Origin of the sequence: Intestinibacillus massiliensis, assembly GCF_900155735.1 — a bacterium.
In the GTDB taxonomy this organism is placed as follows: Bacteria; Bacillota; Clostridia; order Oscillospirales; family Butyricicoccaceae; genus Intestinibacillus; species Intestinibacillus massiliensis.
This window is the reverse complement of sequence record NZ_LT707060.1, coordinates 532,351-548,124: the sequence shown is the minus strand read 5'-3', so window position 1 is coordinate 548,124 and position 15,774 is coordinate 532,351. Positions and strand designations below refer to the sequence as shown.

Here is a 15,774-nt window from a genome sequence, read left to right as displayed (position 1 = left end):
TTCCAAGCCTTTTTAATCATGGTGGTTGTCGGGATTTATGCGGTGCTGATCCAGCAGATCGGAACCGCCGACGACATATCCGGCGCAATCTGGGGCTGTATGGGCTATACCGTTTTGCTTTGCTTCTGTCTGTTCAAGACCGGCAGCATATCGAAAGCCGTTTTTACCGCACATTGACAGACAGGAGGAATACCAACCATCAAAGAAACACAAAAGAAAACCTACAACATCCTTTACGCCGACCCGCCGTGGCGATATGAACAGAAAGCAGTACAGGGTGCAGCAGAAAAGCACTATCCCACCATGAGCATTGACGAGCTGTGCGCCCTGCCGGTGGAAACGCTGGCGGAAAAAGACTGCCTCTTGTTTTTGTGGGCAACTTTCCCCCAGCTCCCGGAGGCGCTGCGTCTGATTAAGGCGTGGGGCTTCACCTTTAAGACCGTGGCCTTTGTCTGGCTGAAATTGAACCGCAAAAGCCCCACATGGTTTTACGGGCTGGGCTATTGGACGAGAGGAAACGCGGAAATCTGTCTGCTTGCCAAGCGGGGCCATCCCAAGCGTTACTCCAAAAGCGTCCATCAGTTTATCATTTCCCCGGTGGAGGAACACAGCAAGAAACCAGACATTACCCGCGAGAAAATCATAGAGCTTGCGGGCGACCTGCCCCGCGCAGAACTGTTTGCCAGACAGAAAATCCCCGGCTGGGATGCGTGGGGCAACGAAGTGGACAGCGATTTTTCCCTGTCCGTACCAGAAACGAGGTGACTTTTTATGGCTTATGTAACTGTCCCCAAAGATTTAACCAAGGTCAAATCCAAGGTAGTATTCGGGCTGACGAAACGCCAGCTCATTTGTTTTGGCGGTGCGCTGCTTGTAGGCGTCCCGCTTTTCTTTTTGATCCGGGGCCGCGTCCCGACCAGCGCGGCGGCGCTCATTATGGTGTTCGCCATGCTGCCGGGCTTTCTGCTGGCGCTTTACGAAAAACACGGCCAGCCCCTTGAAGTGGTGGTGCGCCAGATCGTCGAGTGCTGCTTCATCCAGCCCAAGGAACGGCCCTACCAGACCAACAACGCTTATACCGCCCTTGTGCGGCAATCCCAAATGGAAAAGGAGGTCAACGCCATTGTCCAAAAAGCAAAAGAACGAAACGAGCGCAAAAGCGCCGGTCAAGCTCACCCGCGCCGAAAAGAAAGAGATTCAGGCCGTCATCCGAAAGTATAAGGGCGACGGCAAGCCCCATTCGGCGCAGGCCAGTATTCCCTATGAGGCCATGTATCAGGACGGCGTGTGCCGGGTAACGCCCCGCACCTTTTCCAAGTGCATTGAGTTTACGGACATCAGCTACCAACTGGCGCAGGCGGACACCAAGACCGCCATCTTTGAAAACCTGTGCGACCTCTACAACTATCTGGACGCCTCCATTCATGTGCAGTTTTCCTTTATCAACCGCAAGATCGACCCCAAGCAGTACGCCAAGAGCTTTGAAATCCGGGCGCAGGGGGACGACTTTGACGACATCCGCAGCGAGTATTCCGGCGTTTTGCAAGACCAGCTTGTGAACGGGAACAACGGCCTGATGAAGCGGAAATTTATGACCTATACCATCGAGGCAGACAGCCTGAAAATGGCCCGCGCCAGACTGCGCCGGATCGAAACCGACCTTTTGGGCTATTTCAAGAGCATGGGGGCCTCCGCGTGGGGACTGGACGCCAAGGAACGGCTGGAAGTCATGCACAGCATTTTCCACCCGGACGGGGAACCGTTCTCCTTTGACTGGAAGTGGCTTGCCCCGTCGGGGCTTTCCACCAAGGACTTTATCGCCCCGTCCTCGTTCCGCTTCGGCAATGCCCGGATGTTCGGGCTGGGCGGCAAATACGGGGCGGTGAGCTTTCTGCAAATCCTCTCCCCGGAGCTGTCGGATGAAATGCTGGCCGACTTCCTCAACACGGAAAACGGCATTGTGGTGAACCTCCATGTGCAGGCCATCGACCAGAGCGATGCCATTAAGACGGTCAAGCGCAAGATCACCGACCTTGACGCTATGAAGATTCAGGAACAGAAACGGGCGGTAAGAAGTGGCTACGATATGGACATTCTTCCCAGCGACCTTGCCACCTACGGGCAGGACGCCAAGGAGCTGCTAAAGACCTTGCAGAGCCGGAATGAACGGATGTTCCAGCTTACCTTTTTGGTGCTGAATACCGCAGACACCCGGCAAAAGCTGGAAAACGATGTGTTCTGGGCTGCCGGGATTGCCCAGAAGTACAACTGCTCCCTTGTGCGGCTGGACTACCAGCAGGAACAGGGGCTTATGAGCAGCCTGCCGCTGGGGGCCAGCCACATCCAGATTGAACGCTCCCTGACGACTTCCAGCGTGGCCGTGTTCGTCCCCTTTGTGACGCAGGAGCTTTTTCAGGGCGGCGACGCCATGTATTACGGGATCAACGCCAAGACCGGCAACATGATTATGCTCGACCGCAAACGGGCGAGGTGTCCCAACGGGCTAAAGCTGGGGACACCGGGAAGCGGCAAAAGTATGAGCTGTAAATCCGAGATTGTGAGCGTATTCCTCTGCACCCCGGACGATGTGTATATCTGTGATCCAGAGGCCGAGTATTACCCCCTTGTGAATCGGCTGCATGGGCAGGTGGTGAAACTGTCGCCTACCAGCAAAAACTATGTAAACCCGCTGGACATCAACCTGAACTACTCCGAGGATGAAAACCCGCTGGCCTTGAAATCCGACTTTGTTCTGTCGTTCTGTGAGCTTGTCATGGGCGGCAAGAACGGGCTGGAAGCCATTGAAAAGACGGTGATCGACCGGGCGGTACAGGTGATCTACCGGCCTTATCTGGCAGACCCCAAGCCGGGAAATATGCCCATCCTTGCAGACCTGCACAAAGCCCTGTTAGACCAGCATATCCCGGAGGCCGACCGGGTGGCGCAGGCCCTTGACCTGTATGTGTCCGGCAGCTTAAATGTGTTCAACCACAGAACCAACATCGACATTCAAAACCGCATTGTGGCCTTTGACACCAAGGAGCTGGGCAAGCAGCTAAAGAAAATCGGTATGCTCATTGTCCAAGACCAGATTTGGGGTCGCGTCACCCAAAACCGCAGCAAGGGCAAGGCGACATGGTATTTCTGTGATGAGTTCCACCTGCTTTTGCGTGAGGAACAGACGGCGGCCTTTTCCTGTGAGATTTGGAAGCGATTTCGTAAGTGGGGCGGGATTCCCACAGGTGCGACGCAGAATGTGAAAGACCTGCTTTCCTCCCCGGAAATTGAGAACATTTTGGAAAACAGCGACTTTATCTGCCTGCTCAATCAGGCCAGCGGCGACCGCAAAATCCTTGCGGAACGGCTGAACATTTCGCCCCAGCAATTACGGTATGTGGACAATTCCGAACCCGGCGAGGGACTTCTCATTTACGAAAATGTGATCCTGCCCTTTAAGAACCCCATCCCGAAAAACACCCAGCTCTACCAGATCATGACGACCCGGTTAGGCGAGGGGGCGACGGTATGAGCACCTTAACACATTTCAGCCTGTTTTCCGGGATCGGCGGGATTGACCTTGCGGCGGAAGCCGCAGGGTTTACCACCGTATGCCAGTGCGAATGGGCGGATTTCCCGATGGAAGTTTTGAAAAAGCACTGGCCGCAGGTACCAAAATTTAAGGACATTACCACAGTGACAAAGGAGGCATTTTTTGAAAAAACAGGACGAGAAACCACCACGCTTATTTCCGGGGGATTCCCCTGCCAGCCCTTTTCCAGCGCCGGGAAACAAAGAGGATTTGAGGACGAACGGTATTTATGGCCCGAAATGCTCCGCGTTATCCGGGAACTGCACCCCTCTTGGGTGCTTGGAGAAAATGTTGCTGGCTTCATCCATCTGGGGCTCGACAAGACGGTTTTTGACTTGGAGCAGGCAGGCTACGCCGTTAGGGTTTTCGTACTTCCTGCTGTCGCCGTCGGCGCATGGCATGAGCGCAAAAGAACTTTCATCATCGGCCATGCTGCTTCCCACGCCCCTTGCCAGCGACACGGGGGATGTGGGGAAAACTGTCGATGTGCGGATGACCCCGACCGGGAGCTTCCGAAAATACAACCCCAGCGGAACCGTATGGACGGCGCGGCTGTCATGGGCGGTTTACAAACTGCTGGGCAGCCCGCCGGGGGATGTGAAACTGAATCCCGACTGGGTGGAATGGCTGATGGGATTCCCCCGGAGATGGACGGACATTCCATGTGGGCCAAAGAACCGGCGCAAATCCCGTACTTAATCAGCGACCCGCCGGCGAATGTGGCAAAGCGGTTAAAGACTTTGGGAAACGCAGTTGTTCCCCCACAGGTGTACCCCATCCTGCGCTATATTGCAGAGATCGAAACCGGGCGCTGCCGGAACAGACCGCAAGGAGGTGATGTTACATGAATCCCTTAAAACCCCGCGACAAGGTGACGCAGCACATGACCCGCGACGGCCTGACGCTGGATAATCAGACCACCGGCGAAAGCGTCAATGTGTCCAGCCGGGAGGCCGAGCAGGAATACACCGCCCAGCCGGAGGGCGCGGCGGAAAAAATACTGGAACGGGCGGACGAACTGCACGACCGCCATAAGGCAAAGAAAGCGGCCAAGGACGCCGGGGAAACCGTGGCGCAGGCCACCGGCCCCGTTTCCCGGTTGCAGTTTACCGCCGAGGAACGGGCCTCCCCGGAGCTGGCCCCGTATATCAAAAAGGCGGAAAAACGGGCGGATAAGCTGGAAGCGGCTAAAGAAGCCTTGCCGAAAAAGCGCATCGTCACCAAGGAAACCGTTTATGACGAGGCCAAGGGCAAAGCAAAAAGCAGGCTGTATTTTGACAAGGTGGAGAAAGCCCCTCCCCAGCTCAAACCAAACCCGGCCAGCCGCCCTATACAGGAAGCCGGGCTTTACCTCCACGGAAAAATCCATGAGGTAGAACACGAAAATGTGGGCGTGGAGGGCGGCCATAAGGGGGAGGAACTGGCGGAACGGCAGGCGGGCCGCATGATCCGCAGCGGCGTCCACCGCCATAAGCTCAAACCCTACCGGGCCGCCGCCAACGCCGAGCGAAAGTCTATCGCCGCCAACGCCGAGTTTGTGTATCAAAAATCCATGCGGGACAACCCGGAGCTGGCACAGGCGGCCAAGAACCCTGTTTTCCGCTTCTGGCAGAAACAGCACATCAAGCGGGAATATGCCAAGGCAGCAAGGGCGGCGGGCCAGACCGCACAGGGGGCCGCAAGCACCGCCAAGACCACGGCTGCCGCAGCCAAGAAAGCCGCAGAGAAAAGCAGACAGGCCGCGTCCTTTGCCGCCCGGCACTGGAAAGGGGCGCTGATTGTCGGCGGCGTGGGCCTTATGCTCCTGCTGGTGATGGGCGGACTGCAATCCTGCACCGCCATGTTTGGCAGCACCGGGACGGGCCTTGCCGCCACCTCCTATCTCTCCGAGGACAGCGATATGCTGGGAGCCGAAGCCGCCTATGCCGCACTGGAAGCAGATTTGCAGCACGAACTTGACAACTACGAAAGCCTGCACCCCGGCTATGACGAATACCGTTTCGATCTGGACGAGATCAAGCATGACCCCTATGTGCTGACCTCCATCCTCTCCGCACTGCATAACGGCGTGTTCACTTTGGAACAGGTACAGGGCGACCTTGCCATGCTCTTTGAAAAGCAGTACATCCTGACCCAGACCATCGAAACGGAAACCCGCTACCGCACCGAAACGAGGACGGACAGCGAGGGAAACACCTACACCGTGGAAGTACCCTACACCTATTACATATGCAATGTGAAGCTGGAAAACTTTGATTTATCCCACCTGCCCATCTACATTCTCACCGAGGAACAGATGGGCTTTTATGCTGCCTATATGCAGACTTTGGGCAACCGGCCAGACCTGTTTCCCAACGGCAGCTATCCCCACGCCTCCACCCCGAAAGAGCCGACCTACTATGAAATCCCCCCGGAGGCGCTAAAGGACGAAACCTTTGCCGCCATGATCGCGGAGGCGGAAAAGTATGTGGGCTATCCCTATGTATGGGGCGGCAGCTCCCCAAGCACCAGCTTTGATTGTTCCGGCTTCATTAGCTGGGTTATCAATCATTCCGGCTGGAATGTGGGACGCCAGACGGCGCAGGGGCTTTACAACATCTGCACCCCCGTTTCCCCGGAGCAGGCCAAGCCCGGCGACCTTGTATTTTTCGTCGGCACTTATGACACTGCCGGGATGTCCCATGTGGGGCTGTATGTGGGAAATTCGGTCATGCTGCACTGCGGCGACCCCATTTCCTACACAAACCTTAATTCAAGCTACTGGCAGCAGCATTTTTATTGTTACGGGCGTTTGCCTTAAACGCCAGAAAGGAGTAAATCACTATGGCAATGAACAAATTGGAGCGCATTGAAAAGGATATTGAGAAAACCAAGGGCAAGATCGCGGAGCTGCAAAAGCAGCTTCGGGAGCTGGAAGCGGCCAAGACCGAACAGGAAAACTTGCAGATCGTCCAGCTTGTGCGCGGCCTCAACATGACCCCGCAGGAGTTCGCCGCCTTTGTGCGCGGCGGCGCGTTGCAGGCGGCCCCGGCCCCAATCCCAGACTTTGAACAGGAGGACAGCGCCCATGAAGAAATCTAAACTGTTCCGTACTTTGACGCTGGCTGTGGCCGCTGCGCTCTGCATGGCGACCACGACCGTTACCGCCTACGCCGGGGGCGCTGACCCTGACCCGGTGCCGCTGCCGGAAACCACCGAGGCCCCCGCAGAAGTGCCGGAGGAAACCGAAGAACCTACCACCGGCGGCATGGAGCCGGAGGGCGTACCCGTCACCCCGCAGGGCAACGCCGCGCTGGTGGATGATTTTTTCGGGGATAAGCAGCTTATCACCGTCACCACCAAGGCCGGGAATTATTTTTATATCCTGATCGACCGGGCCAACGAGGACAAGGAAACGGCGGTGCATTTCCTCAACCAAGTGGACGACGCCGACCTGCAAGCCTTGTTGGAGGACGGGAAAAAAGAGCCGGAGGTCTGCAACTGTACGGCCAAATGTCAAGCCGGGGCCGTCAATACGGCCTGCCCGGTCTGTAAAAACAACCTGACCGCCTGCAATGGGCCGGAGCCGAAGCCCCAGCCGGAGGAAGAAAAGCCGCAGGAGGAAAAGCCAAGCGGCATGGGCGGCCTTGTGGTGTTCTTTGTGGTGGTGCTGCTGGGCGGCGGCGCGGCCCTCTACTTCCTGAAATTCAAAAAGGAAAAAGTTGACACCACAGGCAATGACGATTTGGCCGAGTATGACTTTGGCGAGGACGAGGACGACGAGGACGAAGCCCCGGAGCCGGACGAGGATATGACAAGCGAAGATGGAAATAAGGAGGACGAAGTATGAGCTATCAGTTAGTAATTGCAGAGAAACCAAGCGTAGCCCGCAGCATTGCGGGCGTGATCGGCGCAGACAAGAAACAGGACGGCTACATGGAGGGGAACGGCTATCTGGTGAGCTGGTGTATCGGCCACCTTGTTTCCCTTGCCGACGCCGGGACTTATGACGAGCGTTTCAAAAAATGGCGCTATGACGACCTGCCGATTCTGCCGCAGGAATGGCAGTACATCATTCCCGACGATAAGAAAAAGCAGTTTGACACCCTGCGTTCTTTGATGGAGCGCCCCGATGTCACCGGCCTTGTGTGCGCCACCGACGCCGGGCGCGAGGGGGAATTGATTTTCCGCTTTGTCTACCAGATGGCGGGCTGCAAGAAACCGTTTCAGCGCCTTTGGATTTCCAGCATGGAGGACGCGGCCATCAAGGAGAGCTTTGCCCATCTGAAACCGGGAACCGATTATGATAACCTGTATCAGTCGGCCCTTTGCCGGGCGCAGGCGGATTGGCTGGTGGGGATCAACGCGACCCGGCTGTTCTCCATCCTCTACCACAAGACCCTGACCGTGGGCCGTGTCCAGACGCCGACCCTCAAAATGCTGGTTGACCGGGAGGCCAAGATCAGCAGCTTCCAGAAAGAGAAATACCACATCGTCCAGATCGCGGCGGGCGGCATGGAGGCGGCCAGTGAACGCATGGGAAACGCCGACGACGCCAAGGCCCTGAAAGCTGCCTGTGAAACGGCGCAGGCCGTTTGTGTGTCGGTAACACGGGAGAAAAAGACGGAGCAGCCGCCCCGCCTCTATGACCTCACCACCTTGCAGCGGGAGGCAAACCGGCTGTTTGGATTTACCGCCAAGCAGACCCTTGACTATGCCCAGCAGCTTTATGAAAAGAAGCTGCTGACCTATCCCCGCACCGACAGCCAGTATTTGACCGATGATATGCTGCCAACGGCGGAAAGCCTTGTGTCCGGCCTGTGGCCGCTGCTTTCCTTTGCGGCGGGGCTTGACCTGTCCCCGCAGTTTGGCCGGGTGCTGAACAGCAAAAAGGTGAGCGACCACCACGCCATTGTCCCGACAATGGAATTTGTGCAGAAAGGCTTTGACGGGCTGACCGAGGGGGAAAAGAAACTGCTGTCCCTTGTGTGCTGCAAGCTGCTGTGCGCCGTGGCCGCGCCCCATGTGTACGAGGCTGTCACCGCCACATTTACCTGTGCCGGAAACACCTTTACCGCCAAGGGAAAGACCATCCTGACTCCCGGCTGGAAAGAGCTTGACCGCCGCTTTAAGGCGTCGTTCAAAACAGACGCCGACGACACCGCCCCGGAGCTTGCGCGTGAACTGCCGGAGATCACCGAGGGACAGACCTTTGACAAGGTAACTGCTGCCGTCACCGAACATTTCACAGCACCGCCAAAATCCTACACGGAAGATACCCTGCTTTCCGCTATGGAGCGCGCCGGTGCGGACGATCTGCCGGAGGACGCCGAACGGCAGGGATTGGGAACCCCGGCCACCCGCGCCTCCATCTTAGAAAAGCTGGTGCAGATGGGCTTTGTGGAGCGCAGGGGCAAACAGCTACTTCCCACCAAAGACGGCCATAATCTTGCCTGTGTGCTGCCAGAGGTGCTGACCTCTCCCCAGCTTACAGCACAGTGGGAAACGGAGCTGACGGCCATTGCCAAGGGGCAGGCCGACCCGGAGGGCTTCATGGCTGGCATTGCAGAAATGACAAGGGGCCTGATCGCAAACTACTCCCAGATCAGCGAGGACGCACAGAAGTTGTTTCAAACCGAGCGTGTGGTTATCGGCAAATGTCCGCGCTGCGGGGAAAGCGTCTACGAGGGCAAAAAGAACTACTACTGCGGAAACCGAAGCTGCCAGTTTGTCATGTGGAAGAATGACCGATTTTTTGAGGAACGGGGCAAGGCGTTCACCCCGAAGATCGCCGCCGCACTCCTTAAAGACGGAAAAGCAAAGGTAAAGGGTCTGCGCTCCATGAAAACCGGCAAGACCTATGACGGGACGGTGCTTTTGGCAGATACCGGCGGCAAGTATGTAAACTACCGTGTGGAACAGAGGGGCAAAAACTAAAAACAGCAAGCATAGGGAGTGTAGCCACACTCCCGGCAAAATACCTGACCCGGCGCACTTGCCGGGCCGGGGATTTTCTCTTTGGGGAAGCCCCAAACCCCTTGTATCAGATCACCACCATAGAAAGGATGTGAACCCCAAATGTCTTACAGCTCCTACGACCATGACGATTTAGAACCGGCCAGCACTATGCGGATCGAGCGCCGGATTTACTTTGAAAGCGGCAAGGCCGATCTTTCCGAAATGGTAAAGCTGCCCCTTGCGGAGCTTCTTTCCCTGCGGGCGGAAAGCGCCGCCGCAGAACAGGAAGTGTTTGACCGCCTGAAAGAACAGGCCGCCGCATGGGAGGAACAGGCCGGAAGAACCCTGTTTCTGGACAAAGCCCTTGAATATGCCCGGACGCTTCCCGTTACCCATACCGCAAACCAGTGGGAGGCCCCGGACGAATACCGCCATATCCGCAGCAACATGGTCTACCAGATGGATTACTCCATTTCCGAGAACACCCGGTATGACAGCGCCGCCCAAAAATCCGTCCCCTACTCGTGGACACTCCGCTGGAGCCTCCGCACTAACGCGCCGGGCAGCTACCGGCAGGCCAAGATCGCCGGACAGGATCGGAAAGTCTTTGCCAGCCGGGAAGAACTGGACAAGTACCTGAATGGCCGGATCAAAGCCCATGAACATTACTTTACCGAAATTTCCCCGGTCATCCCCAAGGAATACGCCGACTATTTCAAGGTCAACGGCTGCCTGCTCCCCGGCTACACCATCGAGGGAGAGGAACCGGCAAAAGCCGCAAAGCTTCCCGCGCAGGAAGAAACCGCGCAGCCGCAGCAGACCGCAGCCACCCCGGAAAGGAGGGAACCCGTGAACGAAGTATTTTCCATTTTTCTTGATAACCGCGCCGAAGCGCAGACCGGCGGGCCGCATGGGTACTGGCTTTCCCTGCCGACTACCGCCGAACAGGTACAGGAAGCCCTAAAGGAAATCCACATTACCGCCGACAACCAGCAGGACTTGTTCATTGGCGGCTTTTCTGCCCCGGAGGGAAAACCGCTGGAACTGCCGGAGGATTTAATCAAGGCCGCCAGCGTGGACGAACTGAACTTCCTTGCTACCCAGCTTCAAAGGCTGGACGCCGTGGAGCTTACGGAGCTGAACGCCGCCATGCAGTCCCCGGCAAAAATGCAGACCATCGGGCAGCTTTTGGACTACGCCGAAAACACCGATTGTTTTGTCTTAATCAACGCCAAGGACAACCGCAGTCTGGGGGAATATTACCTGAATGATTCCGGGCTGTTTGTCGTTCCCGACCCGTGGAAACCGGCCATTGACACCGACCGGCTGGGAAGTTTTATCGCCAGCGAGGAACAGGGAACCTTTACCGATTACGGCTATATCCTGCGAACCAGCGACGAATGGCAGCGCGTCCATGAGGGCCAGCCAGTGCCGGAGGAATACCGGGTGATGGCCTATCCCGCGCCGGAAATTCTGCGGGAGGAAAGCAAGGTGCAGCCGGAGGCGGCAGCGCCTACAAAGGCCCCGCAGCCTGTCACCCCCATTCTCTTAAACGGCCAGAACAGCGCCGAGCGCATGAAAGAGATCACCGACCGGCTGGAAACCGGCATACAGGAGCTTTTCGAGAGTGAACGCTACAAAGCCTATCTCACCACCATGTCCAAGTTCCACAGTTACAGCTTCAACAACACCCTCCTGATCGCCATGCAGGGCGGACAGCTTGTGGCGGGCTACAACAAGTGGAGGGACGATTTTCACCGCAATGTAAAGAAAGGCGAAAAGGCCATCAAGATACTGGCCCCGGCCCCGTTCAAGGCGAAAAAGGAAGTGCAAAAGCTGGACGCACAGGGCAGGCCGGTGATGGGTAAGGACGGAAAGCCTGTTACCGAAGTACAGGAAATACAGGTTCCGGCCTTTAAAATCGTTTCCGTCTTTGATGTGAGCCAGACCGAGGGGGAACCGCTGCCCTCTATCGGCGTGGAAGAACTGACCGGCAGCGTGGAACGCTACGGGGAATTTTTCAAGGCGCTGGAACAGACCTCCCCGGTTCCCATTGGTTTTGAGGACATTCCGGGCGGTTCCCACGGCTACTACCACCTGACGGAAAAGCGGATCGCCATTCAGGAGGGCATGAGCGAATTACAGACCCTAAAGACGGCCATCCATGAGATCGCCCATTCCAAGCTCCACGCCATCGACCCGGAAGCCACGGCCATAGAGCAGGCCGACCGCCCCGACAGCCGCACCCGCGAGGTGCAGGCCGAAAGCGTGGCCTATGCCGTCTGCCAGCACTACGGGCTGGACACCTCCGACTATTCCTTTGGCTATGTGGCCGGTTGGAGTTCAGGCAAGGACTTGAAAGAGCTGAAAGCCTCCCTTGAAACCATCCGGGCCACCGCCCATGAGTTGATTACCACCATTGACGGCCACCTTGCCCAGCTTCAGCAACAGCGGCAGGCCCAGCAGGAACAGCCGCAGGCCGCACCGCTGGAACAGGCCGCCGAGCAACCAGACCCGGACAGTGTATTTTCCAAGCTGTCCCCCAAGCAACAGCAGGAAATGACCGCCAGCGTAAAGGCCATGCTGCAAACCCTCATTGACGCGGATTTGAAATCCACCGGCGAAGTGTCGCAGGGAACCAAGGAGGCGGCGCAGGCGCAGGGCTTTACCATTGCCGGGGATGGAACGCTGGAACAGGCAGAAGCCCCGCAGGAGGCCGCCTACCGTCTGGAAAGCGGCGAATATCTGTATATCCAGACATCGGAAACCGGATACGATTACACACTGTACGGCCCCGACTACAAAGAACTGGACGGAGGCCAGCTTGACAATCTCGACCTATCCCTTGCGGAAGCCGGAAAAGAAATCCTTGCCATCCATGAGTTACCGGCTGGGACAATGGAACCCCTGACCGGCGACAGGCTGGATGATTTTCTGGAAGCTGCTGAACAGACCAACGCCATTCCCCAGCCGCAGGCGTGGAACGGGATCGACGGCCTTTTGAATGGAAAGCCGTTCATGCCGGAGGCGTCCCCGGCTGACCGGGCAGCCGCCCTGATTGAGCTGGCGGAGAAAAACGCCCCGCGTCTGGGCAGCGAGGAACGGCAGTTGATCGTGGCCTATGCCGAGGCCGTGGGCGATAACGACAAGGTGATCGGGCTTATCAACCGCCTGTGTGAACAGGGCTATGAACTACAAAAGGGCCAGATGGATTCCTTTGTGAAAAGCGAGATCGAAAGTGAGATTGCCGTTGCTAACGCCCAGCGGCAGATCGCGCAGAATCCGGCAGCGGAGCCGGTTGTCACGATCCTTTGGAGTGAAAGCCCCCATCTGAAAGACGGCCAGCAAATGCCGCTGCATGAAGCCGAGGCCGTTTTCAAGGAGCTGGACAGCGCCAGACGCCATGAACGGGAGCAACCGGGCTATACGGGCCATTGGTACGACAAGACCAAGTTCCGCATTGACTTTACCATGCAGGGCCAGCCGGACAACTACGAGGGGCGGCAGGACTTTGGCGACGGGGACGGTTCCCTGATCCAGCATATCCGGGGCTACCATGAATACTACGCGCAGGATGAAAGCTGGAAAAACCATGTGCTGCACCATGAGGGGCCGGAGGCATGGGAGGCGGACAAGGCCCAGCGGGATATGCTTCTGCATGAGTTCGTCCCGTATATGGAGCTGCATTGCAATCTGGCCGCTATGGAGCAGGAGGCCCGGCGTCCGCTGCGATCCGTGGAAACCCTGACGCCGGAACAGACCGCTTATTTCAACGCGGTTTTGGACTATGTAAAAGAGTGCCGCCCGCTTCTCAATCAGGGCCAGTACCATTTGCCGGAGCCGCCGCAGCTTGCCGACTTCGACCAGAGCTTGCAGGACTACAAAAAACAGATCGAGGCAGAGCTGGAACAGGAGGCCGCCGCTGCCGGGCTGACGATGGAGGAATATATTGCCTCCGACTATGAGGCCCCGGCGCAGCCCAACTTTTCCATCTACCAAGTGCCGCCCGGCCCAGAGGGGCGCGACTTCCGCTACCGTTCCTATGAGGACTTGCAGGCGGATGGGCTTTCGGTGGACAGGAAGAATTACCAGCTTGTCTACACCGCGCCGCTGGACAAAGACACCACACTGGACGAGATTTACCGCCGCTTCAACATAGAACATCCCTCCGATTACAAGGGACATTCCCTCTCTACGGGAGATATTGTGGTGTTCCGGCAGGATGGGAAACAGACCGCCTACTATGTGGACGAGGGGGCCGATTACCGGCAGGTGCCGGAGTTCTTCGCCCAGCCGGAAAAGCAGCTCACGCCGGACGAGTGCATGACCGGCGAACAAATCCAGACGCCGAGGGGCCGTTTCTATCTGACCGACAGGAGCCGGGAACAGATGGAGGCCGCCGGGTATGGATTCCACCACCAGTCGGAGGACGGCAGGTATCTTATTATGGCAAACGGCACAAAGGCCTTTGCCATCCCCACCCAGCCAGAAAGCCATATCAAGACGGCGGAAATGTCCACCGAGCAGAACTACAACATGATTGACGGCATGATGAACAACGCCCCGTCCATGGAGGAACTGGAAGCAAGGGCGAAAGCCGGGGAACAGATTTCCCTTTTGGATGTGGCCGAGGCAGCCAAGGCGGAGGCCAAAAAGCCCAAGCAGACCCGAAAGACGACGCAGAAACAAAAGAAACCGTCCATCCGGGCGCAGCTTGCCGCCGCCAAGGAGGAACAGAAAAAGAAGCCCCCGGCGCGGGAAAAATCAAAAGAAATGGAGGTATGAGGAATGTATTTCACCGTGGAAGAAGAAAACCTGATCTGTCTGTACCACAACGCCGACCGCCGCAGGACGGCGGCAAATCTCCGGGCAGCTTTGCCGGACATGGACAAGGAAATGGCGGCGCTGGCCTGCCAGACCGCCGATAAGCTGGACGCCATGAGTGACGCCGACTTTGCGGCGCAGCGGTTCCACTTCACAGACGAGTAAGCAAAACGCCGGGCGCGAGGGCTATATGGCCCTTGCGTCCGGCATTTTTATATGGTCTTAAACGCTGAAATCATATCGCGAATATTTTGAAATCTTTTGGTTTTATCCGGGTTCAATCCTCTCTCAACAAAATTTCGTAAATTCTGATTCGTAATTTTTTCAGTATTAGTTTTACCTGTCATTACAAAATAAATAACTCTGGTGAGAGCATAAGTTTCGTGAACTATGCCATAAGTGTTAAACCCCTCGACAACCAGTGCAGGATCATTAAAATAACCCTTGAACTCCGTATTAACCGTTGTTAGCGTACTATCAGGAATTTTTACAAGTCCAAAATCTGAAAGTTTAACTACAAGGGTATCGTCGTACTCTTTTATCAAAATATTTTTAGGGCTTATATCACGATGCAGATGTCCTTTTGAATGAAGATAATCAAAAGCGCGTAATATTTGTTGGGCAATTCCTTTTCGCTGTATAATTGTTAAGGTGGAGTTATGAGCAGCGATATATCCGTCCAGTGTATAATCCATATATTCCATAATATACTCATTTTTATCTGGATTGTAGCAGTAAACTTCAAGTATGTATGGAGAAGATAGATCATTCATTACATCAAATTCTCTTTTGAAACGGGCCATTTCTTTATCTGTAAGTTCCTTTTTTGCACGCTTTAAAATAAAAGGCCGATTATAAAAAGTGTCCTTATATTTATAAACATTAGCATAAGAACCGCTTCCGATCAGCTTCAAATCAAATGTAAAATCTTGTTGCTTATGTGAAATGGTTATGCTACTAAGAGGTAAAAAAATAGGAAGTGTATAATATAATTCGACCTTTGCCATATTGGGCGGTAATGAACTGCCTCCACTTGAACTAAGGAAATCTCGACAGCGTGTAAGTAACTCTAAATAGTATGGGTCTATTTGAAAGGCTAAAGGCGTTGCTTTTAGTGAACTTACTAAGCTGAATATAATTTCGATTCTCTTAATTAAATCTCTGCTCGGTTCTGCCCAAAAGTGTGCTTCATGTTCCCCAGTTGGTAGCCTTTCGTTCATTGTTCTAAAAAGTCCAACCAGATCATGATGTAAGGTCATAAGTATTTCCCGAAGTTTTTGATTTCTAAATGATTTATATAAATCGGAGTATTCCACATTTATTTGACTACATGATAATAATTCTCTGTACTGTGATTCAATATAGTTTTCAATATTCATACAAGTTCCACCGTTTCCCGCTTTGTTTTACTGTATTATATCATG

At 55.5% G+C, this 15,774-nt stretch carries 11 protein-coding genes and 1 pseudogene; 11 read left to right on the top strand and 1 reads right to left on the bottom strand.

Annotated features, from left to right (window positions below; translation table 11 throughout):
* From CZ203_RS15620 to CZ203_RS13995, 11 genes and pseudogenes are all read left to right on the top strand, one after another.
* Positions 1 to 177, top strand: a pseudogene (locus CZ203_RS15620) (VirB6/TrbL-like conjugal transfer protein, CD1112 family); the annotation flags it as partial.
* 51 nt (positions 178 to 228) lie between these two features.
* Positions 229 to 765 (top strand): MT-A70 family methyltransferase, encoded by a 537-nt coding sequence (locus CZ203_RS14040; RefSeq protein ID WP_085960445.1) that lies wholly within the window; start codon positions 229 to 231, stop codon positions 763 to 765.
* A gap of 6 nt (positions 766 to 771) precedes the next feature.
* Positions 772 to 1,221 carry a PrgI family protein gene (locus tag CZ203_RS14035; protein ID WP_003509300.1) on the top strand — a complete coding sequence of 150 codons (450 nt, stop codon included), beginning with the start codon at positions 772 to 774 and terminating at the stop codon, positions 1,219 to 1,221.
* The gene (locus CZ203_RS14030; RefSeq protein WP_087066776.1) at positions 1,124 to 3,529 is read left to right on the top strand and encodes a VirB4-like conjugal transfer ATPase, CD1110 family; all 2,406 of its coding nucleotides are present in this window, start codon (positions 1,124 to 1,126) and stop codon (positions 3,527 to 3,529) included. Before CZ203_RS14035 ends, CZ203_RS14030 begins: the two co-directional genes overlap by 98 nt.
* Complete coding sequence (locus tag CZ203_RS14025; protein WP_018595761.1) at positions 3,526 to 4,437, top strand: DNA cytosine methyltransferase; 912 nt, start codon at positions 3,526 to 3,528, stop codon at positions 4,435 to 4,437. Before CZ203_RS14030 ends, CZ203_RS14025 begins: the two co-directional genes overlap by 4 nt.
* Positions 4,434 to 6,389, top strand: a complete 1,956-nt coding sequence (locus CZ203_RS14020; RefSeq protein ID WP_018595760.1) for a C40 family peptidase — start codon at positions 4,434 to 4,436, stop codon at positions 6,387 to 6,389. Before CZ203_RS14025 ends, CZ203_RS14020 begins: the two co-directional genes overlap by 4 nt.
* 23 nt (positions 6,390 to 6,412) lie before the next feature.
* Positions 6,413 to 6,670: a DUF4315 family protein gene (locus CZ203_RS14015; protein WP_003509287.1), complete on the top strand. Its 258-nt coding sequence runs from the start codon at positions 6,413 to 6,415 to the stop codon at positions 6,668 to 6,670.
* Entirely contained in the window at positions 6,657 to 7,418 is a 762-nt protein-coding gene (locus tag CZ203_RS14010) for a DUF4366 domain-containing protein (RefSeq protein ID WP_003509284.1), read from the top strand. Before CZ203_RS14015 ends, CZ203_RS14010 begins: the two co-directional genes overlap by 14 nt.
* The gene (locus tag CZ203_RS14005; RefSeq protein WP_057572783.1) at positions 7,415 to 9,505 is read left to right on the top strand and encodes a DNA topoisomerase 3; all 2,091 of its coding nucleotides are present in this window, start codon (positions 7,415 to 7,417) and stop codon (positions 9,503 to 9,505) included. The genes CZ203_RS14010 and CZ203_RS14005 overlap by 4 nt, the downstream gene beginning before the upstream one ends.
* Before the next feature lie 141 nt (positions 9,506 to 9,646).
* Positions 9,647 to 14,311, top strand: coding sequence for an LPD25 domain-containing protein (locus tag CZ203_RS14000; RefSeq protein ID WP_018595758.1), 4,665 nt, complete (start codon positions 9,647 to 9,649; stop codon positions 14,309 to 14,311).
* Positions 14,312 to 14,314: 3 nt separating this feature from the next.
* Positions 14,315 to 14,515, top strand: coding sequence for a transposon-transfer assisting family protein (locus CZ203_RS13995; protein WP_003509281.1), 201 nt, complete (start codon positions 14,315 to 14,317; stop codon positions 14,513 to 14,515).
* 47 nt (positions 14,516 to 14,562) lie between these two features.
* Here CZ203_RS13995 and CZ203_RS13990 read toward each other — a convergent pair whose 3' ends face one another.
* Positions 14,563 to 15,729: a protein kinase family protein gene (locus CZ203_RS13990; protein ID WP_002566659.1), complete on the bottom strand. Its 1,167-nt coding sequence runs from the start codon at positions 15,727 to 15,729 to the stop codon at positions 14,563 to 14,565.
* Positions 15,730 to 15,774 lie beyond the last annotated feature (45 nt).